Source organism: Bacillus salacetis (assembly GCF_003581585.1).
GTDB classification, from domain to species: domain Bacteria; phylum Bacillota; class Bacilli; order Bacillales; family Bacillaceae_B; genus Rossellomorea; species Rossellomorea salacetis.
Window position 1 is genome coordinate 1 of sequence record NZ_QXIR01000018.1, and the last position, 22,002, is coordinate 22,002.

At 43.6% G+C, this 22,002-nt stretch carries 25 protein-coding genes; 14 read left to right on the forward strand and 11 right to left on the reverse strand.

The features are described from left to right. Both D3H55_RS24745 and D3H55_RS13355 read left to right on the forward strand, forming a co-directional pair. The coding region (locus D3H55_RS24745) for a hypothetical protein (RefSeq protein ID WP_205685481.1) at positions 1-194 on the forward strand (194 nt) is incomplete at its 5' end. A 65-nt stretch (positions 195-259) separates the two neighbouring features. Further along, positions 260-2,494: a UvrD-helicase domain-containing protein gene (locus D3H55_RS13355; protein WP_119547427.1), complete on the forward strand. Its 2,235-nt coding sequence runs from the start codon at positions 260-262 to the stop codon at positions 2,492-2,494. Positions 2,495-2,544: 50 nt separating this feature from the next. On the opposite strand, the gene D3H55_RS24305 is transcribed toward D3H55_RS13355, so the two are convergent. Beyond that, on the reverse strand, positions 2,545-2,709 hold the full coding sequence (locus tag D3H55_RS24305) for a hypothetical protein (RefSeq protein ID WP_168413083.1): 165 nt from the start codon (positions 2,707-2,709) through the stop codon (positions 2,545-2,547). A gap of 214 nt (positions 2,710-2,923) precedes the next feature. On the opposite strand from D3H55_RS24305, the gene D3H55_RS24960 reads away from it, so the two are divergent. Continuing rightward, positions 2,924-3,013: a putative holin-like toxin gene (locus D3H55_RS24960; protein WP_240628577.1), complete on the forward strand. Its 90-nt coding sequence runs from the start codon at positions 2,924-2,926 to the stop codon at positions 3,011-3,013. A gap of 206 nt (positions 3,014-3,219) precedes the next feature. On the opposite strand, the gene kynB is transcribed toward D3H55_RS24960, so the two are convergent. Both kynB and kynU read right to left on the reverse strand, forming a co-directional pair. Further along, complete coding sequence (gene kynB / locus D3H55_RS13360; protein WP_119547429.1) at positions 3,220-3,840, reverse strand: arylformamidase; 621 nt, start codon at positions 3,838-3,840, stop codon at positions 3,220-3,222. Positions 3,841-3,852: 12 nt separating this feature from the next. After that, positions 3,853-5,130: a kynureninase gene (gene kynU, locus D3H55_RS13365; RefSeq protein ID WP_119547431.1), complete on the reverse strand. Its 1,278-nt coding sequence runs from the start codon at positions 5,128-5,130 to the stop codon at positions 3,853-3,855. Positions 5,131-5,532: 402 nt separating this feature from the next. Between kynU and D3H55_RS13370 the strand changes: the two genes are divergently transcribed. From D3H55_RS13370 to D3H55_RS13380, 3 genes are all read left to right on the forward strand, one after another. Then, positions 5,533-5,907 carry a DUF1284 domain-containing protein gene (locus tag D3H55_RS13370; protein ID WP_119547608.1) on the forward strand — a complete coding sequence of 125 codons (375 nt, stop codon included), beginning with the start codon at positions 5,533-5,535 and terminating at the stop codon, positions 5,905-5,907. 208 nt (positions 5,908-6,115) lie between these two features. Next, on the forward strand, positions 6,116-7,438 hold the full coding sequence (locus D3H55_RS13375; RefSeq protein WP_168413084.1) for an oligosaccharide flippase family protein: 1,323 nt from the start codon (positions 6,116-6,118) through the stop codon (positions 7,436-7,438). A 77-nt stretch (positions 7,439-7,515) separates the two neighbouring features. Next, the gene (locus D3H55_RS13380) at positions 7,516-9,396 is read left to right on the forward strand and encodes a cation:proton antiporter (RefSeq protein WP_119547435.1); all 1,881 of its coding nucleotides are present in this window, start codon (positions 7,516-7,518) and stop codon (positions 9,394-9,396) included. A gap of 148 nt (positions 9,397-9,544) precedes the next feature. Here D3H55_RS13380 and D3H55_RS25255 read toward each other — a convergent pair whose 3' ends face one another. Both D3H55_RS25255 and D3H55_RS13385 read right to left on the reverse strand, forming a co-directional pair. After that, entirely contained in the window at positions 9,545-9,679 is a 135-nt protein-coding gene (locus D3H55_RS25255; RefSeq protein ID WP_276310240.1) for a hypothetical protein, read from the reverse strand. A gap of 26 nt (positions 9,680-9,705) precedes the next feature. Then, complete coding sequence (locus D3H55_RS13385) at positions 9,706-10,443, reverse strand: TspO/MBR family protein (RefSeq protein WP_119547437.1); 738 nt, start codon at positions 10,441-10,443, stop codon at positions 9,706-9,708. A gap of 161 nt (positions 10,444-10,604) precedes the next feature. Between D3H55_RS13385 and D3H55_RS13390 the strand changes: the two genes are divergently transcribed. The 6 genes from D3H55_RS13390 to D3H55_RS13415 all read left to right on the forward strand — a co-directional run bounded on the left by D3H55_RS13390 (position 10,605) and on the right by D3H55_RS13415 (position 16,224). Next, the gene (locus tag D3H55_RS13390) at positions 10,605-12,377 is read left to right on the forward strand and encodes a M3 family oligoendopeptidase (protein ID WP_119547439.1); all 1,773 of its coding nucleotides are present in this window, start codon (positions 10,605-10,607) and stop codon (positions 12,375-12,377) included. Between the two features lie 331 nt (positions 12,378-12,708). Then, positions 12,709-13,053, forward strand: a complete 345-nt coding sequence (locus D3H55_RS13395; RefSeq protein WP_119547441.1) for a lmo0954 family membrane protein — start codon at positions 12,709-12,711, stop codon at positions 13,051-13,053. A gap of 20 nt (positions 13,054-13,073) precedes the next feature. Further along, positions 13,074-13,724, forward strand: a complete 651-nt coding sequence (locus D3H55_RS13400) for a PspA/IM30 family protein (RefSeq protein WP_119547443.1) — start codon at positions 13,074-13,076, stop codon at positions 13,722-13,724. 96 nt (positions 13,725-13,820) lie between these two features. Further along, positions 13,821-14,552 carry a cell wall-active antibiotics response protein LiaF gene (gene liaF / locus D3H55_RS13405; RefSeq protein ID WP_119547445.1) on the forward strand — a complete coding sequence of 244 codons (732 nt, stop codon included), beginning with the start codon at positions 13,821-13,823 and terminating at the stop codon, positions 14,550-14,552. Further along, a complete protein-coding gene (locus D3H55_RS13410; RefSeq protein ID WP_119547447.1) occupies positions 14,549-15,595 on the forward strand; it encodes a sensor histidine kinase in 1,047 nt (348 codons plus the stop codon). Before liaF ends, D3H55_RS13410 begins: the two co-directional genes overlap by 4 nt. Further along, a complete protein-coding gene (locus D3H55_RS13415) occupies positions 15,592-16,224 on the forward strand; it encodes a response regulator transcription factor (protein ID WP_119547449.1) in 633 nt (210 codons plus the stop codon). Before D3H55_RS13410 ends, D3H55_RS13415 begins: the two co-directional genes overlap by 4 nt. A gap of 298 nt (positions 16,225-16,522) precedes the next feature. Here the strand turns inward: D3H55_RS13415 and D3H55_RS13420 are convergent, their stop codons facing one another. Next, a complete protein-coding gene (locus D3H55_RS13420; protein WP_119547451.1) occupies positions 16,523-17,902 on the reverse strand; it encodes an amino acid permease in 1,380 nt (459 codons plus the stop codon). A gap of 206 nt (positions 17,903-18,108) precedes the next feature. On the opposite strand from D3H55_RS13420, the gene D3H55_RS13425 reads away from it, so the two are divergent. Then, positions 18,109-18,675 (forward strand): flavin reductase family protein, encoded by a 567-nt coding sequence (locus D3H55_RS13425; protein WP_119547453.1) that lies wholly within the window; start codon positions 18,109-18,111, stop codon positions 18,673-18,675. 34 nt (positions 18,676-18,709) lie between these two features. Here D3H55_RS13425 and D3H55_RS13430 read toward each other — a convergent pair whose 3' ends face one another. After that, a complete protein-coding gene (locus D3H55_RS13430) occupies positions 18,710-18,997 on the reverse strand; it encodes a hypothetical protein (protein ID WP_119547455.1) in 288 nt (95 codons plus the stop codon). A 141-nt stretch (positions 18,998-19,138) separates the two neighbouring features. Between D3H55_RS13430 and D3H55_RS13435 the strand changes: the two genes are divergently transcribed. Next, a complete protein-coding gene (locus D3H55_RS13435) occupies positions 19,139-19,600 on the forward strand; it encodes a GyrI-like domain-containing protein (RefSeq protein ID WP_168413085.1) in 462 nt (153 codons plus the stop codon). A gap of 66 nt (positions 19,601-19,666) precedes the next feature. Here the strand turns inward: D3H55_RS13435 and D3H55_RS13440 are convergent, their stop codons facing one another. From D3H55_RS13440 to D3H55_RS13455, 4 genes are all read right to left on the reverse strand, one after another. Further along, positions 19,667-19,876, reverse strand: a complete 210-nt coding sequence (locus tag D3H55_RS13440; RefSeq protein WP_119547459.1) for a heavy-metal-associated domain-containing protein — start codon at positions 19,874-19,876, stop codon at positions 19,667-19,669. Between the two features lie 146 nt (positions 19,877-20,022). Further along, entirely contained in the window at positions 20,023-20,595 is a 573-nt protein-coding gene (locus D3H55_RS13445) for a beta-class carbonic anhydrase (RefSeq protein ID WP_119547461.1), read from the reverse strand. 27 nt (positions 20,596-20,622) lie between these two features. Continuing rightward, positions 20,623-21,189 carry a hypothetical protein gene (locus D3H55_RS13450; RefSeq protein WP_119547463.1) on the reverse strand — a complete coding sequence of 189 codons (567 nt, stop codon included), beginning with the start codon at positions 21,187-21,189 and terminating at the stop codon, positions 20,623-20,625. Next, the gene (locus D3H55_RS13455; protein WP_136035707.1) at positions 21,189-21,860 is read right to left on the reverse strand and encodes a cobalamin B12-binding domain-containing protein; all 672 of its coding nucleotides are present in this window, start codon (positions 21,858-21,860) and stop codon (positions 21,189-21,191) included. The genes D3H55_RS13450 and D3H55_RS13455 overlap by 1 nt, the downstream gene beginning before the upstream one ends. Positions 21,861-22,002: the final 142 nt, after the last annotated feature.

Below are 22,002 nucleotides of genomic sequence, written 5' to 3' on the forward strand. Positions count from 1 at the left end.
TCTTTAACCTTCTTGACGGATTGGCTTATGACCCCGAGGGGCTGGGCGCTGGAGCTGGATTGATAAAAAGCGGAAGCGGACGTCCAGCACCTTATGGATTGGGTGCTTCCGCAGGAAATAAGGAACATGAAGAGCAAACTGTTTCTTTTAATCCTCGGGCAGAATGGGGGTTTTTGTATTTCTATACTGATTGATACAATTTGCATTACAAATAGATACACTATACTATCGGATATCAAATAAGATCTGGGTGACTAGAATGAATAATTTTTCCAACAGGCCATTCGGCGTTTCATCTCAGGTGACGCCAAATGCAGCGGTTTACCATCGTGAAGATCAGTTTAAACAAGACGGAGAAAGTGAGGATGATTCCTACTTCCTGCTGCTTGAACGAGAGGGGATTTGTTTGAATGATGCTCAAATGAAAGCGGTCCGGCATACCCAAGGACCCTGCTTGACGTTAGCGGGGGCAGGTTCAGGAAAGACATCCGTGCTTGTTTCGCGGACAGGCTACCTTCTTCAAGTGAAGGGGATTTCCCCCGATAACATACTGCTTCTGACCTTTTCAAAAAAAGCTGCGATGGAAATGAAACACAGGGTCGCGGTGCTTCCGGGGGTAGACCATAAGGAAGTGAACAGAATCCAAGCCGGCACTTTCCACTCCTTTTTTCTGTACATATTAAGGAGCAGGGGATTCAAACAAGATATACTTGGCAATGAGCGTTTCAAGCACATCCAGCTAAAGCAGATACAAAGGAAGTTAGGGATCCAGGAACCGTATCAGCCTGAAACACTGCTCTCAACCCTGTCCAATCTAAAGATGAATATGAAAACCCTTGAGGACCTTCCACAAAAAACAACGGGAGACAAAGAAATCAAAAAGATCTTACTTATGTTCGAGGAATGGAAGGAACGTAATGAGAAAATGGATTTTGATGATATTCTGGTCAAAGCCCATGAACTGCTTACACAGGACCACCGGCTTCTCAATGCTCTTCAGAATAGATTCCTTCATGTTATGGTGGATGAATTCCAGGACACCAACCGGCTTCAATATGAATTGATCAAACTGATTTCTCATCGTTCAAGGAATTTATTCGTTGTGGGAGACGATGATCAGACGATCTATTCTTTTAACGGGGCAGACCATTCATTCATCCTGGACTTTGATAAAGAGTATCCGGATGCAATCGTCATTACCTTGGACATCAATTACCGCTCGAACAGCTATATTGTCGGTCTGGGAAATCAAGTCATAAGCAGAAACAGGCATAGACGCAAGAAAACCCTCAAGGTGGTAAAAGAGAAGCCGGCCAAGCCGCAGTACAGCCGGCCCTCCAATTCTGATGAGGAAGCAGAATGGATTGTGGCAAAAGCCAAAGACCTGGTTTCAAACGGGAAGATGGAATACAAGGATATTGCGATACTGCATCGGACGGCAAGCAGCAGCAGGGCCATCTTTGAAAAAATGGTCATGGACGAAATTCCCTTCTTCTCATATAATCTCGGAGACCAGCATTTCTATGATCATTGGGTCGTCAAACCTTTGATTGACCATTTGAGACTTTCACTCGTCCCAAGGAATTTCGCAGCGATAGAAGGTATACTCGGAACTCTTTTCATCAACAGGGCAGCAGGGATGAAGTTCATTTTCAGCCATGAGGAATCGTCGAGGAAAAAGTATCCGTTGATTCATCTGTCAAAGATGGAGCAACTTCATGAATTTCAGAGAGAAAAGGTGAAGGACAGGGTCAGGATGATCAAGAATCTCTCAGCTGAACCTCCCGCAGCTGCCATCAAACAAATGAGAAAGGATTACTATGATCATTATATGGATACCAATGAACAAGTATCTGTAACTGAACATAAGGAAGTCATTAAAGAAACTTTATCGGAGCTTGAGGCTTCTGCAGCGAGATTTCAATCGATTTCCGCTTTCATTTCGTTTATAGACAGCATCACTGAAAAACATGAGAAAATGCAGCAGGAGGATCATAAATCCAACGCTGATGCCATTTCTCTCATGACGATCCATCGTGCGAAAGGCCTTGAGTTTCCTGCAGTGTTTGTGATCGGTGCCAGCGAGGGGAACCTTCCCCATACCTCAGCACTTAATGCAGACAAGCTGGAGGACAAAATTCATCTGGATACCCGTAACAAAAATATACTTGCTATTGAAGAAGAGAGAAGGCTAATGTATGTTGCTATAACCCGAGCTAAAGAAGCTCTTTTCATAAGTTCCCCAGCCTTCTATCAGGGCGAAAAGAGAGACATTTCACGGTTTTTGACCGATGCATTTTACGAAGAACCAGCCAAGAAAGAAGTAGCAGCAAATAAAGCACTGCCAAAAATCAAGGTCGCTGCCTGGATATGCAGCAATGAGGGCTGTATAGCCTGGTCAAGAATCACAGAGAAGGAACAAAACCTGAAAAGGAAAATCTGTCCTCTGTGTGAAACCAGAATGGCCAAAGGAGAAAAGCTGGTAAGTGGATGAGCAGACTTTTGGAAGCAGCACAATTTCTATACAGTCAAAACGACAGTGTCTCATGAGACACTGTCGTTTTGGTCTTCTGCCGGCGTCTCTTCTTCAGGGACAGGGTCAATGGAAGAACTATCCGGAATATTCAGCGTACTTTTAAGGAAATAAACGAAAAAACCGCCAATGAATAACAGAACAAAAGCAAATCCGAGTACAACGAATAAATCCATTGGTTTCTCCTCCCTCCAAAAGCTCTTACATTGCTAACTTATGATGAGAAACAAACTTATAGACCTTTAGAAGGATTCAGTAGAATCGGACCATTTTTAGAAAAAACAAACAAAAATTAGAACATATGTTCTTGTTTATGTTAAAATAGTTCTATAGTATACATGCCAGCAGGCAGCGGCTGCTCCCTTTGTTGAGGGGAGGTGAGTCTCTTTAATGATAGAAACAGCTGATGCTCTACAAATCATGATTGCCTTCGGAACATTGACAGTAGCGATCATCGCGGTCACACAAAAAAAGAAGTAACCACCCGCCGGCTCTCAACCTTGGGAGGTTACTTCAGTATCTAACTATATACTATGCTGCTGCTTCCTGCAGTGTATGCTTGCATGAGGGTTCCGGTGGCAGCCGGGGCCCTCATGCCAACATTTATTCTTATAGTAATAATTATACCCAATATCTCATCATGAAGTAAAGGAACTTGAGAGATGAAATACATAAAAATTCAAGTTTTACCTGTCGATCAGGACTGCTCTTACAGGACACCCGTCAGCCCCTTCGATGGATAAAGGGAAGGAGGCTAGTTCATAAATCTTCTCCTCGACGCCATCCAGGTCGATTCCTTCAAGGATGCCGATTCCGTTGCGCTGTAGTGAATGGTGGGCTGGCAGCTCCTTGCTGTCCAGTGGGTCTACGGATGGAACATCGACCCCGATAAGCTTAATGCCCTTTTGTTTGAGGAGGGGGCCTATATTTTCCCGGAGATAGGTGATTTCATCAGGGAAAACACTTTTATCCATCCAGCTGCCGGTGCGTATCAGAAGCTTGGTGGCGCCTTTAAAATCGAGTCCGTCCAGTTCCTCCGCCCCGATCGATTCTTTTCCGGAGATTTCAACCACCAGTGCCCTTCCAAAGAAGTTCTCCAGCGGAAGCTCCGCCACTTTCCTGCCATTGTCATCAAAGTGGAACGGAGCATCTATATGTGTACCTGTATGGGCACTGAACCTTACATTCCCAACATTCACTGATCCGGTTTCACTCTTGGACCAGTTCAATGAAAAAGAAAACGGCGTATCACCGGGCCAGACAGGTGTGCTATTATTAAGTCGTTGAGAGATATCTATCAATTTCATCTACAATCCTCCTTAGGCTACAACATTTCGGCCTTTCTCAAACTGTTTGTATTGTTCTTCTTCCATAATGGTTTTAAGAATTTGTACGGTATCCCAAACATCCTGAAAAGAGGTATACAAAGCGACCGGTGCCAGTCTTATTACATTAGGCGCACGGAAATCCGGTATGACGCCATTTTTCTTAAGTGCTTTGCAAATGCGCGCAGCTTCTTCATGCTGCAAGCATACATGCCCGCCGCGTGAATGGTCTACTGCTGGATTAGAAATCGTGAAACCGAACTCAGCCAAGCTGACCTCTATGAGATGCATCATATAATTGGTGAGCTTCAAAGATTTCGCCCGTATGTTTTCTATACCGGCTTCTTCAAAAATCTCAAGTGATCCGAGAAGAGGTGCCAGACTGAAAATATGGGGGGTCCCAATTTGGAAGGCTCCGGCTGTATCCGCATGTGTCATTGTATGTTCCATATCAAACTGCTTTTCTTTCTTCGAACCGAACCAGCCTGCGAGGCCGGGCTTTCTTCCCAGGTGTCTTTCATGGACGAAAAGCCCGCCGACACCCCCGGGACCGCTGTTTAAATATTTATAGTTGCACCAGACAGCGAAATCGACATCCCAATTGTGAAGGTGGTGCGGAATGGCACCGATGGAGTGGGCCAAATCAAATCCAATGATGATGCCCCTTTTATGTGCCTCTTCTGTCAAAAGCTTCATATCCAGAAGCTGCCCGGAACGGTAGAGAACGGAAGGAAGAAGAATCAGTGCAACATCATCAGCCATAGCAGCGATGATATCTTCTTCCCTGAGCGTAAGGCCATCCCTGCTTTTGACTTGAACCAGATCAGTTGCCGGGTCATACCCCTTCAATTCAAGCTGGCTTTTTACAGCATAGATATCAGATGGGAACGTTAACTCATCCGCCAGTATCTTCGTCTTTTTTCCATCAGGTTTATAAAACGAAGAAATCATCTGATGAAGATTGGTTGTAATCGATCCGGTCACAATGGTTTCCCGTACTTTGGAGCCTATAAGCGGAGCCGTCATCTTCCCGAGTTTTTCAGAGTAATAGAACCACGGCTCACGGCCATCCATCCAGCCGTCTATTCCGTGCTGCTTCCAATCTTCCAAAGAAGTCAACAGGGAGTTCTCGGCCCTCTTTGAAAGCAGTCCGAGGGAATTGCCGTCCATATAATACCAGCCGTCCCTTATGTAAAATTCATTCTTGAAATGTGAAAGTGCATCTAACTTATCCTGCTCCGCTGCATAATCCTCTTTTACGCTGTAATCCATGTCTACCCCGCCTTTAATAGTTTTATATGGCTCTTTTCGTGAATTTTGTGCTATTCAATATTCAATATAAAATACAAATAATATCCTGGTAAATCGTCGTCAAAACTCCGGTGAGCAGGAAATAAAAAAGCTGCTCGTTCTTTTTCGAGAGTATAACCTTTAAGTACAGGGGAAAAACCCGGCACCCGGGATTTTTCCGAAAGCAATAATATATTAAAACAGCCTTTTATATAGATAAATGTTAAAGCAAATTGAGGGAATAGTAAAATTATTTAAGCGGTCAAATAGGAATTTGCCTTCATGACATAGAACTAGGGAAGAAGAATAGTGTCAGGAAGGGGGATCCCGGTGGCAAGATTGTTGAGGGGACATCATCTGTTATGTGTACATGGCTTTAAAGGGATGGGGTACAGTCCTTCTTTTGTTGAAAAAATGAGAGAAATTGTTGCAGATATCAGAGATGCAGAAAAGGACTTTGACATCAGAGTAGTCGCAGGGTTCGATGAAGCCTGTTCGGCCTGTCCGCATAAAGGAGAAACCTTGTGCACCGGAAGTCTCAAGTCCAATAATAAAGTAATGGGATTGGACAGCCGCACAATTGGTCATCTTGGCTTGAAGCCAGGAGGTGTTTATAAGAAGTCGTCCTTGGTGAAACTTACAGTTGAAACAGTGGAGCCGGATGACCTTGATCATATCTGTGAAGGCTGCTCCTGGCTTGAATATAGGGTCTGCAAAGAAGGAATCGCCGGCCTGAAAGAGAATTACCAGAAAAACTGAGGCAGAAGTTTGTCTCGGTTTTTTATTATTCTTTCTTCAGATACTAAGGGAAAGACAAAGCAAGAGATGGTGCAGACGGAGAGTGCCTCACTTCTAAAAGGTATTAAAGAACAAACGACCGGCAACAACTCTTTGGTATGAAAAAAATCCTAAACCGTGAACATCCGTCATAAGATAGGGCATGTACTTATTTCGGAGGTTGAAAAATATGAAGTTATTCATTCGGGGAATATCCTTTTTGATAATTACAGCATTTTTCGGGGAGTGCCTGGAGTTTGTCATCAATATGATTTTGGCAAGGGAGCTTGGAGAGCATGGCATGGGCATCTATATGTCAATTCTGCCTTCCATCTTCTTGATCGCAATCATCGCCAGTCTGGAGCTTCCTGTTTCTCTATCGAAATTCATAGCGGAAAAAGAGGTTGTTTATCACCGGAATATCCTTTCCCAGGTATGGAAACTGACAATTGTTTTTACTTGTATTTTCCTTCTTGCAGCGACAGCCCTTTATTCTGTTTTCCCTTTTTTGGCTGAATATCACCCGGGTGTTCGATGGCTCACTTTGCTGCTTATCCCGATTATATCGTTTTCTTCCATTGCAAGAGGATACTTTATGGGGGTTCATCACATGGGGAAGATTGCAGCCGCAAATTTCTTAAGGAAAATTGCCCAGTTGATTCTCCTGGTTATCGTTTATCAGTTATTTTCATTTGAAGTCAATATAGCCATCATCATTGCATTATGTACATTCATCGCCAGTGAAGGAGTGGTCTTCCTTTATTTCATGCAGGCATATGTTCTGTCTGTCAGGAGCTTCAAGAAAACCTCCTCAAAGCCTGCAGATAAGACCGAGGTGGGAAGGGCATTACTGTCTGTATCATTTCCTACCACAGTTTTGCGCATATTCCATGCTGTCACTCATGCAATCCAGCCGTTTTTGATTAAAGCGGCTCTCCTGCATGCAGGAATGACCGAAATATCCGCAACAGAACATTTCGGAGTGCTTGCCGGGATTGCCCTTACCATTGGATTCTTCCCTGCCTTCATCGCCCACTCGCTGTTAATCGCCCTTATACCGATTGTGTCCGAAAAGGTTTCAAAGAATGATATTAAAGGTATACACTCTATACTTAGACAGGTAGTTTGGATAACATTGGGGTATGGTACCCCGGCTGTTTTGGTTTTTTATTTTTGGGGAGAAGAATTGACGAATATATTTTTTCATTCAACTTCCGCTTCCTATTATCTGAAGTTACTCTGGCCCTATTTTTTCTTCCACTTTTTCGTAATGCCTCTGCAGGCATTCATGATCGGGTTTGGATTGATTAAGGACGCTTTGTACCATACTATTTGGGCAACGGTTGTTTCGTTCTCCCTAATCTATTTTCTGGGTTCACTTCCACAGTTCGGCATGGCTGGAGTTCTTATCGGTATGAATACAGGGGCTGTATTGCTGACACTGCTCCATTACAACACCGTATGCAGCCGTCTGGGGTTGACCTTCTGGTTTAAAAGCGCTGTCCGTATGTAGAAGACAAGATCGGATACCCCGGAACTGATTCTAAGCAGATGAAGAAAAAATTCGGTCCTTATTAAAGGAGATACTAAATGATTGATTCAATATTATTCAACTTGATGCTCGTCGGGGTGCTGGGGATCTTTTCCCAGTGGGCGGCGTGGCGTTTCAGGCTGCCGGCTATAGTAGTGATGTCCATTGCCGGACTTTTGGCTGGTCCGTTCTTGGGTATCATCAATCCTCAGGAAGAGTTCGGGGATTTGTTTAAACCGATAATTTCGATGGCAGTAGCCATTATCTTATTTGAAGGAAGCCTGAATTTGGACTTCCGGGAAGTGAAAGGACTGGGAAGGCCCGTTTTCCGGATTGTCACCATAGGAGCTTTCCTTGCCTGGATCCTGGGTTCTCTGGGAGCTCATTATGTAGCGGGGCTTTCCTGGGCAGTTGCGTTTGTAATAGGCGGGTTGTTTATTGTCACAGGACCTACTGTCATACTGCCGATGTTGAGGCAGGCCAAATTAAAACCACGGCCGGCAGCCATTTTGAAATGGGAAGGAATTATTGTTGACCCATTCGGAGCCCTGCTGGCTGTTTTCGCTTTTGAGTTCATTCTCTTTTTCACGTCAGAGAAAGGGGCAGCAAACACACTCCTGATGTTCTTTCTCGCTTCCTTTTTCGCTGTGGTCCTAGGCTGGCTGTGCGGAAAAGGTGTCGGCTGGGTATTTGAACGAGGGCATGTGCCGGAATTCTTGAAATCACCTGTGGTATTCGTGGTCGTCCTTGCTTGCTTTACGATATCGGATCAGATTACCCATGAGACGGGACTGCTTGCTGTAACAGCAATGGGGATGACTCTGGCAAACATGCATATCTCTTCGATTGCCGATATGCGGCATTTTAAAGAAAACATATCCGTTCTGCTCATTTCGACCATCTTTGTCATGCTGACGGCATCGCTGTCGCTTGATACACTCATTGAGATCTTCAACTGGCGGATCATAGGTTTTGTTCTCTTGATGCTCTTCATCGTCCGACCATTGTCCATTTTTCTTTCCACCATTGGCACTGACCTTTCATGGAAGGAGAAAACACTTGTCGGCTGGATTGCCCCAAGGGGAATTGTGGCCCTGACCGTTTCGAGTTATTTTGCATCGGTGCTTTTGGATACAGGATTTGAAGATGCCGCTGTCTTGACGTCGGTGACATTTGCACTTGTATTCGGTACTGTTGTAGTCCATGGATTTTCAATCGGATGGCTTGCGAAGAAGCTTGATCTTGCCATCAACGAAAGACCGGGAGTTTTGATTATTGGAGGAAGCAGCTTTTCTACCGAACTGGCGAAAACCTTGAAGGAACTCAAAACGCCTGTCATGATTGCAGATTCTTCATGGAAGAGGCTGTTTTCAGCAAGAAAAGCCGGCGTGCCTTTCTTCAGGGGGGAAATCCTCTCGGAACAGACGGAATATCATATGGATTTAACCCCTTATGAATATTTGCTCGCGACGACGGAAGTAGATTCATACAATGCTTTGGTTTGTACTACCTTCATCCCATCAATCGGCAGGACCAACCTTTTTCAATTATCCCTGAAAGGCAAAAGAAGCGATGATATAGAGGATCTGGTGCATACTCTTGGCGGAAGGATTCTTTTTCAGGAAGACGCCACCTGGGATGAATTGAATAAGAGGATTGAACGCGGGGATATCATCAGAAAGACCAACATAACTGAGAAATATTCTTTTGAAGAGTATTTGCATGAAAGGGAAGAAAATACCATCCTTCTCTTTGTGATGAAACCTTCTGGGAAGATTGAGTTCTTCTCGCCTGATGGTCCAGGAAAGGCAGAAGCGGGTGATGTCGTTGTCAGTCTGACCCAGCCATATAAGGAAATGAATAAAATTCAGGAAAAGCTTGTAGAGCAGCGGGAAAAACCCCTGAAGAAGGAAAAGGAAAATAAAACGAAACATAAATGAACCCCTAAAAGGACTTTAAGGGTATCACAAATATAGACGAAATAAAGAAAGCAGGCTGGACGTTCTTAGTTCAGCCTGCTTTCTATTTTGGGGCAGAAGCGGTAAACTGGATTGCTCCTTTGGCCATTTTTTTTAGTCGAAGAGATAGTTAGTTCTTCTTACCTTTTTCAGCGAGTAACTGCTTTACCTGATTGTAAGAGAGTCCGGACTGGTCATTCAGCCTCTTAACTTCTTCAATGTCCGTACCGGCCGCTGTGAACTTTTTATTCTTTCCTTCTTTCATGTGGCACCTCCATGGTCTTAGGGTGTTCAGCCGCTTTTAGAAATATGCTGGGGGTACCTTATGAAAACAACCATCAAGAGAACAATCACGGCAACTGCATAGCTTATCCAGGAGAGCACGGGATGATCAGCCTGGTTATTGACACCTATGCCGATAACAGCCCACACAATTATGAGGGGATATATCCAATCCTTCTTTTTCACCCTGAAATACGCAGCTAGACAAAAAGTCATCACGAGCAGGAAGACGGCCCAAAAGGCTTCCCCCAACCCAAATCCACCCCATTCCAGGTAAGTAAGGAAATAACTGATGTTGGCAACCGTAGCCACGCTGATCCATCCCAGATAAACGGAGAAAGGCAGCTGGTCAAAAAAGTTTCTGCGTAATTCCTTCACCTTCCTGTAAATGACGATCAGTGTGGACAAAAGTGAAAGCATGATCAGGACAGAAAGACCAAAATAATTATAATGCCACATGAAAATCCAGGCGGAGTTCAACAAGCAAGTGGCAGCAAAGTACGGGCTGATGGCCTGATAGTAAAGGGAAGAACGATTCTTCCCGGTAATCTGCCTGATCACCCAAATTCCAAGCAAGAGGTAAATCAGGCTCCATATAGAAAACACGTAACCAGCAGGAGTGAAAAACACATCAAGCCGGTTTGAGATTTCCCCGGTGGTTTGACCATTCAAAGGGAGTGTGACGGCTAATGTGTTCATGACAAGGACAAGAATGAATGCTGCTATGTTTACCAATAATTTCGCCAAGGTGATACCTCCAGTTTTTTTATCATACCCATACTATTCCACCTGGCTGCCATTAGAAACACTTCAATGCTTTTTTAAAAACAAAAGCAAGAATAGTCGGAAAATGGTAAACTATATATATACATAGAAAGATTACATATTTAAAAGGGGAGAATTTCAAAATGACGTACTCTGATGTATGGGATTTAGATGTATTCTTTGAAGGGGGAAGCACTTCACTGCAGTTCAAGGAACACCTGGAAACACTGGATAGAAAGAAAGCGGGGTTTGCCCGGAATGAAAAAGCATTCCAAGCTCCGCAATCCAAGGCTGACAGCAGTAAGGTTGCCACCATGATTGAAGAAGCAAAAGAAGTGATGCTTTACCTCCGCCAGGCAGGGGCTTTCATCGGCTGCTTAGAGGCACAGGACATGAAGGACAGGGGAGCGGACGCCCTCCGCGGTAAATTGACCTCTGCAAGTGCTGATTTCCAGGTGGCCTTCAACAGCTTTCAGCAAAAATTATCGGAAACCCAGGAAGATGTTTGGGAAGAGCTTCTAAGGACAGAACATCTTTCGGAATTGATATTTGTATTGAATGAATGGCGTGAAAAAGCCAAGGATAAATTATCAAGCGGCGAAGAAGCTCTCATTCAATCTCTCTCGATCGATGGATATCACGGCTGGGGGCAGATGTATGACACGATTGTCGGCAGTATGGAAATTCCTTATGATGGAGAACAACTATCTATCGGACAGGCAAATAACCTAAGCTCCCATCAAGATGAAAAAGTCAGAAAAGAAATATTTGACCTTCTGGAAAAAGCATGGACTGATAAAGAAGAATTATTTGCGAAAACATTGAACCACCTTGCAGGATTCCGATTGAATGTCTACAAAAAGCGCGGATGGGACGAGGTGCTTAAGGAACCGCTGGAGTATAACCGCATGAAAAAAGAAACACTTGAAGCCATGTGGGGAGCGATTTCAAAAAATAAGGCCCCGTTCGTTAAGTACCTTGACCGGAAAGCGAAAATGCTGGGCAAGGAAAAAATGGACTGGTATAACATGGATGCCCCTGTAGCAGAATCCAGCTCCAGCATGTCCTATAACGAAGGTGCGGAATTCATTCTGAAACACTTTGGCAGATTTGGAACAGAGATGGCTGATTTTGCCCAAAAGGCGTTCGAAGACCGATGGATTGAAGCAGAAGACCGCGCCGGCAAAAGGCCTGGCGGATTCTGTACTTCCTTTCCGTTAAGCGAACAATCTCGCATTTTCATGACCTATTCAGGCAGCATGTCAAATGTAGCTACGCTGGCCCATGAACTGGGCCACGCTTTCCATTCGTATGCTCTAAGGCCGATGCACACACTTAACAGGAATTATGCCATGAATGTAGCAGAGACTGCTTCAACTTTTGCAGAGATGATAGTGGCAGACGCAGCTGTTAAAGAAGCCCAGACGAAAGAAGAAAAAATTGCATTGGTGGAAGATAAGCTGCAAAGGAGTGTGGCTTTCTTCATGAATATCCATGCACGCTTCCTATTTGAAACACGCTTCTATGAGGAACGGAAAAACGGGCTGGTTTCAGCTGAAAGACTGAATGAACTGATGACGGAAGCTCAAAAAGAAGCATATGCCGGTGCCCTGGATGAAGCCCATCCACACTTCTGGGCATCCAAGCTGCATTTCTATATTTCCGGTGTGCCATTCTATAACTTTCCATACACATTCGGTTATTTATTCTCATTGAGCATATATGCTAAAGCATTGGAAGCTGAAGAGAACTATGAAGAGAAATATATGGCCCTCCTTCGTGACACGGCAGTCATGACTGTTGAAGAACTCGCAATGAAGCATCTTGGAGAGGACATAACGAAAGAGGCTTTCTGGGAAAAGGGTATCGCCCTTTGTATCAAAGATGTAGAAGAATTTTTGAGTTTAACTGAATGAACGTCGAAGGCCGGTCCGCTTGCGGGCTGGTTTTTTTATTGTGCTCTTTTCGTAAACTTTGTTGATATTCAATATAAATTTTAAATAATGCCCTGATAATCGCCGTAAAAACCTCGGTGAGAAGGAAAGAAAAGAGCCTTTTTAAAAACACCTTTTTAAATTCCGATAACTTACAGTCTTATGTCCTCTAAGCCTAAGGTCTTAGTTGAAAATAAAGCTCAGGCTCGTTATGAAAAATATGAAGGAAAGGTACTATAGAGACATGGAAACGAAAGAACAAATGATTCTTTTGGAAATAGGCTGGACACCCAGTCTTAAAGGAGGAAGGAACATGAAAAAATTTGGTTTACTGGTATTGGGAGGAATCGCAGCGATTGTACTTCTTGCTAATATGGGGCCGATGATCGGCCTTGCGATCAGTCTCCTGGTCCTTTATTACTCATTCAAACAGTTTGTGAAGACCGATTCGACTTTTGCAAAAGTCATTTGGGCTGTCATCGGGCTTGCGGCACTAAGTGCATCTGCGGCCAACTTCCCGGCCATCATCGGTATCGCAGCGATTTACCTGCTGTATGTTGTCATCAAACAGTGGAAACAGGAAAAACCTGAAATCACCGAAAGCGGCGACCCTTTCACAAACTTTGAAAAAGAATGGGCAAACCTGAAAAACAACTAAACACAAGGAGAGATAAAAACATGGCAAACTTATTCAACCGATTAAAAGATTCTATCACATCAGATTTTCACGAAATGCTTGATCAAAAGGAAAAGAAAAACCCAATTGCAATGCTGAACCAGTACCTTCGGGAATGTGAAACGGAAGTAGAGAAAGTAAGAAAGCTGGTTGAACGCCAGTATCTATTAAAACAGGAATTCGAAAAGAAATATGCGGAAACCCAAAAGCTTGCAGATAAAAGAAAATATCAGGCAGAAGTTGCTTCACAGGCAGGCGAAACCGAGCTATATGAATTTGCATTGAGTGAACATGATCACTTTGCAGAGAGAGCTGAACGAATACAGCACTCGCTGGATGAAGCTGTTAAGGGTCTGGAAGAGCTTGAGAAAAAGTATGAAGAAATGAAACACAAATTGAAGGATATGTATATCAAGCGGATGGAGCTGATGGGACGTGAAAATATCGCCAGGGCAAATCATCGAATGAACAAGGTCTTGGAATCCTCTGAAGGATATACAGACAAATCATTCTCCAGATTCGAAGAAATGGAAGCCTATCTTGAACGTCTGGAGCATGGAGTGAACACTTCTTATTACAGAAACAGCATTGACGGCAGGATTGCCCAGCTGGAAAAACAAATGAAAAACGAAGAAACCCATTCTATTTCATAGTAAAATCATGGTATTCTAAAAAGGCGCAGTCTTCTGCGTCTTTTTGGAAGTTTCAAATCTAAGATTTAGAAAATAAAACGAAAGGAGGATTCCCCCATGTTGAATAAATTCAGGACGGAGCGATTCAGCTGGATCCTATTGATTGGTATCATCATGCTTCTGTTTGAAATGTCTTTTTATGATGGGGGAGTCGTTTTCTTTCTGCTAATCACTTTTGGATGCATATACTTTGGAAGAAAAAGGCTTCCTCGCACATCAGGAAAACTATTATTTTGGTTCGGGGTCATCAGTCTATCCCTGACCATACTCAACACAATGGCCTTCAAATTCTTTTTACTGGCTCTATTAGTCATGGTCATCCTCCGGTTTGCTGATTCAAAGAAGAATCCTTCAAAGGTGGAACCGCAAATCAAGCAGACCTTCCATGAGGGGGGAGAACCTGTATACATCAAAAGAGCGACCCTTCAAAACGTATGGTTCGGCCGACTGCAGACGCCGGAGCATGTCTACGAATGGAATGACATTAACATACAGGGCGGCATCGGCGATACAGTCATCGATCTAGGGAATACTGTACTTCCTAAAGGGACATCTGTGGTCTCTGTGCGCCATATACTTGGCAATATCGTCATCCTCGTTCCTTATGATATTGAAGTGAGCATCCATCATAATGGATTGGCTGGCGCAATCACTATTTTTGACAGAATTGAACCAAAATCATTTAACCAGTCAGTTTATTACCAAACAAGTGAATTTGATCAAGCTCCTCAGAAAGTGAAAGTCATCACATCTCTGGCTGTTGGAGATCTCGAGGTGAAAAGAGTATGAGTATTCTTAAGCGCCAGATACTCTTCAGCCTTACCTTGTCATTCGTCTTGCTTATCGTATTTACTGGCATTTTCACCTTCATCTTTCCCCTTCCGGACTGGCAATTTTTTATCAAAAAAGAAATCATGGATATCCCCTTGATTGTTTATATCCCGGTTATCACTATGATCATTGGGTTATCAGGGGGGATCTGGACAGCTCTCCCATTGAGGAAAAAACTGTACGATATTCAAACGGGCGTCATGAACATTGAACAGGGCCGCTTGATCGATGCCGGTAAAGCCTTCAATATTGTTGAATTGTCCGGTGTTTGGGACAGACTGAACAAAGTACAGGAGCAAATAAACAAAAGGACAAAGCAAACACAAAAACTTGTGAATGAAAAAGCGGAAGAACAAGAGAAAAGGATCCAGGAAATCGTCTCTCAAGAAAGAAACAGGCTGGCAAGGGAACTCCATGATTCTGTCAGCCAGCAATTGTTTGCTGCTTCCATGATGATGTCGGCAATCACTGAGTTAAGACCTGAGGAAGCCAACGAGACTGAGTCAAAACAGCTGAAGATGGTCGAAGGAATGATCAACCAGTCTCAGCTGGAAATGAGGGCGCTGCTTCTTCATCTGCGTCCTGCAGCGTTGAAAGGAAAGACCTTGCAGGAAGGAATTAAAGAACTATTAGTAGAACTATCTAACAAGGTGCCCATGGAAGTAGACTGGAGGATAGAAGAGATCGATTTGGATAAAGGAATCGAAGATCACTTATTCAGGATCCTTCAGGAATCCGTTTCGAATACGCTGAGGCATTCCAAGGCTGCCTCATTTGAAGTCATCTTGATTAAAAGGGATTCCCTTGTCATCCTGAGGGTTATGGACGATGGCATCGGATTTGACAGCGAGAAAGAGAAAACAGGATCATATGGCTTGCAGAACATGCAGGAACGCGCTTTGGAAATTGGCGGTTCATTAAAGATTGTCAGTGTACCAAATAAAGGAACCAGGCTTGAAGTGAAAGTTCCACTGGTGGAAACAGAGGGTGATAAAGAATGATAAGAGTTCTATTTGTTGATGATCATGAAATGGTAAGAATCGGTGTCACTTCCTACTTGACCGCCCAGCCGGATATCCAGGTGGTAGCAGAGGCGGATGACGGCAGTACAGCGATTGATCTTGCACTTGAACACAAGCCCGATATCATTTTAATGGATCTCGTCATGAAAGAGATGGATGGCATAGAGGCCACCCGCCGGATTATTGAGAGATGGCCAGAAGCCAAAATCATCATTGTCACCAGCTTCCTCGACGACGATAAGGTATACCCTGCATTGGAAGCGGGGGCAACAAGTTATATGCTGAAGACGTCAAAGGCGAGCGAGATTGCCGATGCTGTCCGTGCTACCTATGAAGGGCAGACTGTGCTCGAACCGGAGGTTACCGGCAAAATGATGTTGAAAATGAGAGGAAGGAACACCTCCCTGCCTCACGAAGAATTAACCAATCGGGAGATGGAAATCCTTTTGCTCATGACAGAGGGGAAGACTAATCAGGAAATAGCGGATGAACTTTTCATCGCCTTGAAAACAGTCAAAACCCATGTCAGCAATATCCTGGGGAAATTAGATGTAGCGGACAGGACCCAGGCAGTCATCTATGCTTTTAAACACGCGCTGGTTGAATAAAAAGCTGTTTCATCCTGGGGGACTCCGGATGAAACAGCTTCTTTTTTTTAGGCTCTTTTCGTAAACTTTGTTACTATTCAATATAAAATTTCAACTAATTTCCTGGTATATCGTCGTAAAAACCCCTGGTGAGAAGGAAAGAAAAGAGCTGCTCGTTCGCTTTCGGGAGTTAAACCTTTGTATACAGGGGAAAAATCCGGCACCCGGGATTTTTCCTAAGCCAGCAATCATCTGCGGGGAACCCAAGTATGAAATATCCACTTTCCTGCGGAGATTTCAAAATGCTTGATCAAACCTGTTAACCGCTTGATGGTTGTTCCTTGCTCCACTTTTTCTTTTTCATGATAAAAGCTGCAATCGCGATAATGGCGACAAGGATCAGAGAGATGAAAAAACCAAGGCGGATCTCTTTTTCAACGATTGTCCCGCTGACAGCAGCCAGGAGCAGGACCATTCCGGCAATGGAGAGCGCTTTTCCCCATACTTTATTTTCCAATATCTTAAGTGCGGAAATGATGATGAACGCCCAGTTGTAAAGAATCAAAATTCCGGCTGCTGTTGTGATGTATTCATAGATCTTTCCCGGTACGACAAGCGCAGTGATGACCGAAAGCAAAAGACCTGCAGCAGCCAAGCCGAGGGAAGGGAGCGGAAGTTTCTTAAACCTTTCAAGCTTCTTGGAAAAAAGCTTCGGTGCATCCCCGTCCTTTGCCATTGTAACCAATAAATTGGTTACACCGAACAAAGCGGCGGTCATTGTGGAAAAACCGGCAATGATGATCGCTCCATTAAAGACATGCGGAAAGAATTTCAGATTTGTATCACTTAAAGCTGTAACAAAAGGACTCTCATCCGGGGTGAACTTATCATAATTCACAAGAAGTACGGCAAAGGCGAGTGAAATGACATAGATGATAAGAAGTAAAATCAGCATGACTTTTCCCGCTTTTGGAGCATCCTCTTTCTTCTTCAGCTGCATTGCCATAAGGCCGATGACCTCGATCCCTCCGTATGCGTAAAAGGCATAAATCAAGGAAGACCAGAATCCCCTGAATCCTTCCGGAAAGAACTTGCCTGTTGAAGAGGGAAAAGCTGGTTTTCCATCACCGCCCTGTATCCAGCCAAACAACACAGCAGCTGCAAGAATGATAAACATTATGATGGCAGCTGTTTTAATCACTGCTAAAATATCCTCTACTTTATCGAAGCCTTTGGTTCCGAGCAGCACAACAAAAATGGACAGAATTGCATAGCCTGCTGCAAACACCCATAAAGGGACCTTTTCGAACCAGAACTGTGAAAGAAGCGAGAGGGCCATCAACTGGCTTCCCATGATTAATATATTTGAGGACCAGTAATTCCAGCCGCAGCTGAACCCTGCCCACTTTCCATAAGCTTTATTGGCATAATAGCAAAAAGAACCTTCTTGGGGGTCTTCGGCTGTCATCTTTGCTAAAAGGTTAAAAACAATATATGTTCCGAGCGCTGCCAGTATAAAAGCAAAAACAATGGAAGGGCCAGTATGTTTTATTCCGATACTTGAACCAACAAAATATCCTGTGCCGATTGTGCAGCCCACTCCAGTCAGGGAAAGTTGCGACCACTTTAAATCCCCTTTTTCTGAGCCGCCGCCATTGTCCTGGCTGTTGCTCCCTGTTCCGCATCCTGCACTGCTCATTGCAAATCCTCCTCCAAATACTTTCAAAAATACTCATCCTCTAGCTTGTGTGTAAAAAGAAGAATATATTGGAGGAAAAATCATCCGTACACATTATTGTGATTCCTGATACAAGAGAGCAGGATTATGCCCAGGCTCCAAAAAGATCAATTTTATAAATGACAGATATTTCTAAAGTGTGTGATAATAGTATCGAGGTGATTTAGATGAGGACAATTCAGGACAAAACCGTGATGCACAGTTACCCCGGTATGGTTGCTTTGGTGACGGTTTCCCATAATGGTGAAGACAATATCATGGCAGCAGGCTGGCATTCCTATATATCTTATGAGCCGCCGATTTATGGAGTGGCCATTGGCAGGGAAAGGCATACTCATCATTTAGTAAAGCAAGCAGGTGAATTTGCGATCAATTTTCTTCCTGCTCAATATGCAGGTTTCATTCAAGAGTCAGGGGTTTATTCAGGCTTGGATATCAATAAACTCAAACATGGGGGAATGGGATTCGAAAGGGGAAGGAAGACAAATGCCCCAATTTTGAAAGATGCCTATGTAGCATATGAATGCACGACAATCGATGTCAATTCATATGGAGATCACGATTGGTTTGCAGCTGGTATCACTGCATTTTACCGTGATGATGAATTATTCAATGAAAAAGGGCTCCCGGATTTTGATAAGCTGTCCATTCCGCTTTATCTTGGCCGGTCACAATATGCGATAATGGATGGAAGTACCGAAATAGAGGAGCATGTGGTGAAAGAGAAGAAATAAGAGCCGGATCATTATTGCCGGTCCGGCTCAGCGGTCACTCCATTCCCGGAGCTTTTTTGATCTCTAGGTATAGGATGAATGCGGTGACAGCGTGTGTAATAATTCGTACATAAGGGAAAAAGTTAGTAAAGGAAGCAACAATTCCAAAAGCACTTCCGAGTATTGGTTGATTCTCCGATTTGGACACCATCAATACACATGCATGCCATACGGCAACGAAGCAAAGGTAAAAGGGCATTAATTCTGAAGCGACCCCGCCGAATATAGGGAGTGCCAGAAGTGCTTCCATAGAGAAAGACAGCCATTTGATGCGTGATAGCAAAACAACCACCTCCTTCATCATACAATATGTAGATAATGGGTAAGTGGTGTATTAAAAATGCTGGCCAGAAATTTTTTTGATGTATCATCCATAACAGGGTCCCAAAAAATCTATTTATTGATAATTGGAGGAGAAGAAAAAGTGAAGCCGAGAATAGTTGAAAAAGAGGGGTTCAAAGCTTTAGGTTTTAAATGGCAGGGAACCTTTGATGAAGCCTCACAAGGGGGGATCCAGAAATTGTTTCCCGAATTACAAGCTGTGACTGAAGGAATTGAGAACAAAGTAAACCCTGGAATCGTAATCGGGGTGTCTTACCATAATCTTACCGGGGGACTTACCTATTATCTATGCAGTGAAGTCAGTGAGATTGAAGAAATCCGGTATGGCCTTGAGATTGTCGAAGTACCGGCATACACTTATGCGGTATTGGAACATGAAGGGCCGGATGTCATGGCCTCCTATCAGCGTTTATACAGCTGGATAGAGGAAAATGGCTTCAGTCTGAATCAGCAGATCCTTGAACATTTGGAAGAGTATCCTTCCGATTATCAGCCTTACTCAGATGAATTGAAATTAATTATTCATATCCCGGTGTTAAGATGAGGCTCCTTTAGAAAGATTTATAGCCGGCAAGAGCCCAAGAAAAAAGAATCCCGCGGGATTCTTTTTTTACGATAAATAAAAGCCGTTCTGCCGGATCGTTTCTTCTACGTCTGTGCTGGAAATTCGGTTTGTGTCATAGGTTATTTTCACTTCTCCATCCTGGGTATCCACAAGTGCCCTTTCCACACCGTTAAGTTTCAGTAAGAGGCTCTCCAGGTTTTGGATGGAGCTCCGATCTACAGCTTCTTTTATATATAGGGTCAATTCTTCAGTCACAAGTGATTCTCCTTTCCTTGAAGTTACTGCTAATTATATATACCCCTCCTGTACAGGAAGTATGTATCTTTTTAAGGACAGGGAAAGAGAGTTTGACTGCATAACAACAAATGAGCAGCCAAATTATGGCTGCTCATTTTATTAGGCTATTCTTCGGCTGTTTCATACCCTGAAGCAACCAGATCCAATTTGCCGGTAGCGGGATCGATGACAAGCCCATGCACTGGAACTTCATCATGCATCAACGGATGGTTGCGTATCATGTCTACACTGTGCGCAACGCTCTCTTCAACACTTGAAAAACCGGTCAGCCACTCATCCAGGTTGATTCCTGCATATTCCAGAGTATCGAAGGTATCTTCGCTTATGCCTCTTTCCTTCATGCTTGATTTAACATTATCAGCATTCAGCCCGCTCATTCCGCAGTCATGATGGCCGATGACCAGTACTTCATCTGCCTGAAGTTCATAAACGGCAAGAAGCAAGCTTCTCATGATGCTGCCGAAGGGGTGTGAAACCACAGCACCGGCATTTCGGACGATCTTGACATCACCATTTTTCATATTGATTGCTTTGGTTACCAGTTCAACCAGCCTCGTGTCCATGCATGTCAGTATGACAAGGCGTTTGTCAGGGAATTTTGTTGTGATGTAATCTTCGTACCTCTTCTCGGAAACAAACTTTTCATTAAACGTTAGAATATCATTCAATAGGGACATCATGTAACCTCCATCATTCATTGGTCACTACAATTTTATATTATTCTTAAGTGTTTCTTCAATTCTCATACATTGCTCTGCCAAATGTCTGGCAGCAGGCAGGTCTTCAATTTCAGCATGCAGCTGTTTCAACTGGTGAATGGCAGCCTGTATATCAATTTCCTGCTTGCGGATCTGGCCGGCTGCAGAATCAAGGTGGAAGGAGCTTGGATGGAGCTGTTTCTGATAAGACTCCTCTTGATTTGGGTTCCACAGCTGCTTTTGGATTCTGTCCAGTTTCTTGGAAATGTCAGAATAGTTCTGAGCTTTACTGATGACAGCCACAAAGAACTTATGTTTGTTTTCCACGAACTGAAAATAAACATCATGCAAATCAGGCATTCCGGATTCTGTCGCAGATTTCATATTGATCTCCAGCATTCCTGTGGAATGGCGGTGAAAATATCTCGAGAACTTGGTTGAACTCTCTTCTTCAATCATATCCAGAAAACTTGAGCCTTTCATCATTTTTGTTCCACTTGATGATGACTCGATTATATTGAGTTTGGCATCCAGAATAAATATCGGGATGGGTAAGTAATGGATTTCTTCCATTATCGTTCACCTTTAGGAAGGACGGGTTCTGATTTTCGTGCGTTTTTCGATGCAATGGCTTCAATGTCATTAAGGTCATTACACAGATGGATATTGTCGATTCCTAATTCTTCAAGGTTGTAGAGCGATACAACACGTCCGCCTACGAAGACATCAATGTCTCTTTCCAGTGCATCTATTAAACTTATACATTCTTTAAGTTTAGGCAGCAGCGGTGAGAGAGACACGGATATTCCTATGGCATCAGGTTCCCATTTATCAATGGTTTTGATGACTTCTTCAGTCGGAACACTTGAACCAAGGAATTTCACATTCCATTTATATTCCCTGAATACATCAGAAACCATCTTTAAACCAAGGGAATGCTGTTCGCCCTCGAGACAGAACAAGAGAATGGAAGGTGAACTCTTTAATAATTCAGGATGCAGCAGCTGGTATCTCAGCTGTGTCATGAGATAGTCGATGCTCGCTGTCGCCAGGTGTTCTTCAGCGACTGTAATCAGATTCTTTTCCCACAGGCTGCCGACCCTTTCCATGACGGGTTTTAAGATCTTCTCGTAGAAATCTATAGTTTTAATTGTCAGTTCACGGTTTTCCTGATACCATTTGTGGATTTCAGGGAGATCACCGTTAACAGCCAGTTCAGTTAGTTTCCTCACTTGTTTTTGCAAAGGAGACACTCCAGTTGTTATGACTTATCATTATTTTAACAGAATCTGCGTATTATTCATATTTTAGTGTGTTTAAGAGTACATGAAAAGCGACGAAGCTCAAATAAAAAAGGGCATCCCGGAGCTTGCAAGATTCCGGGAC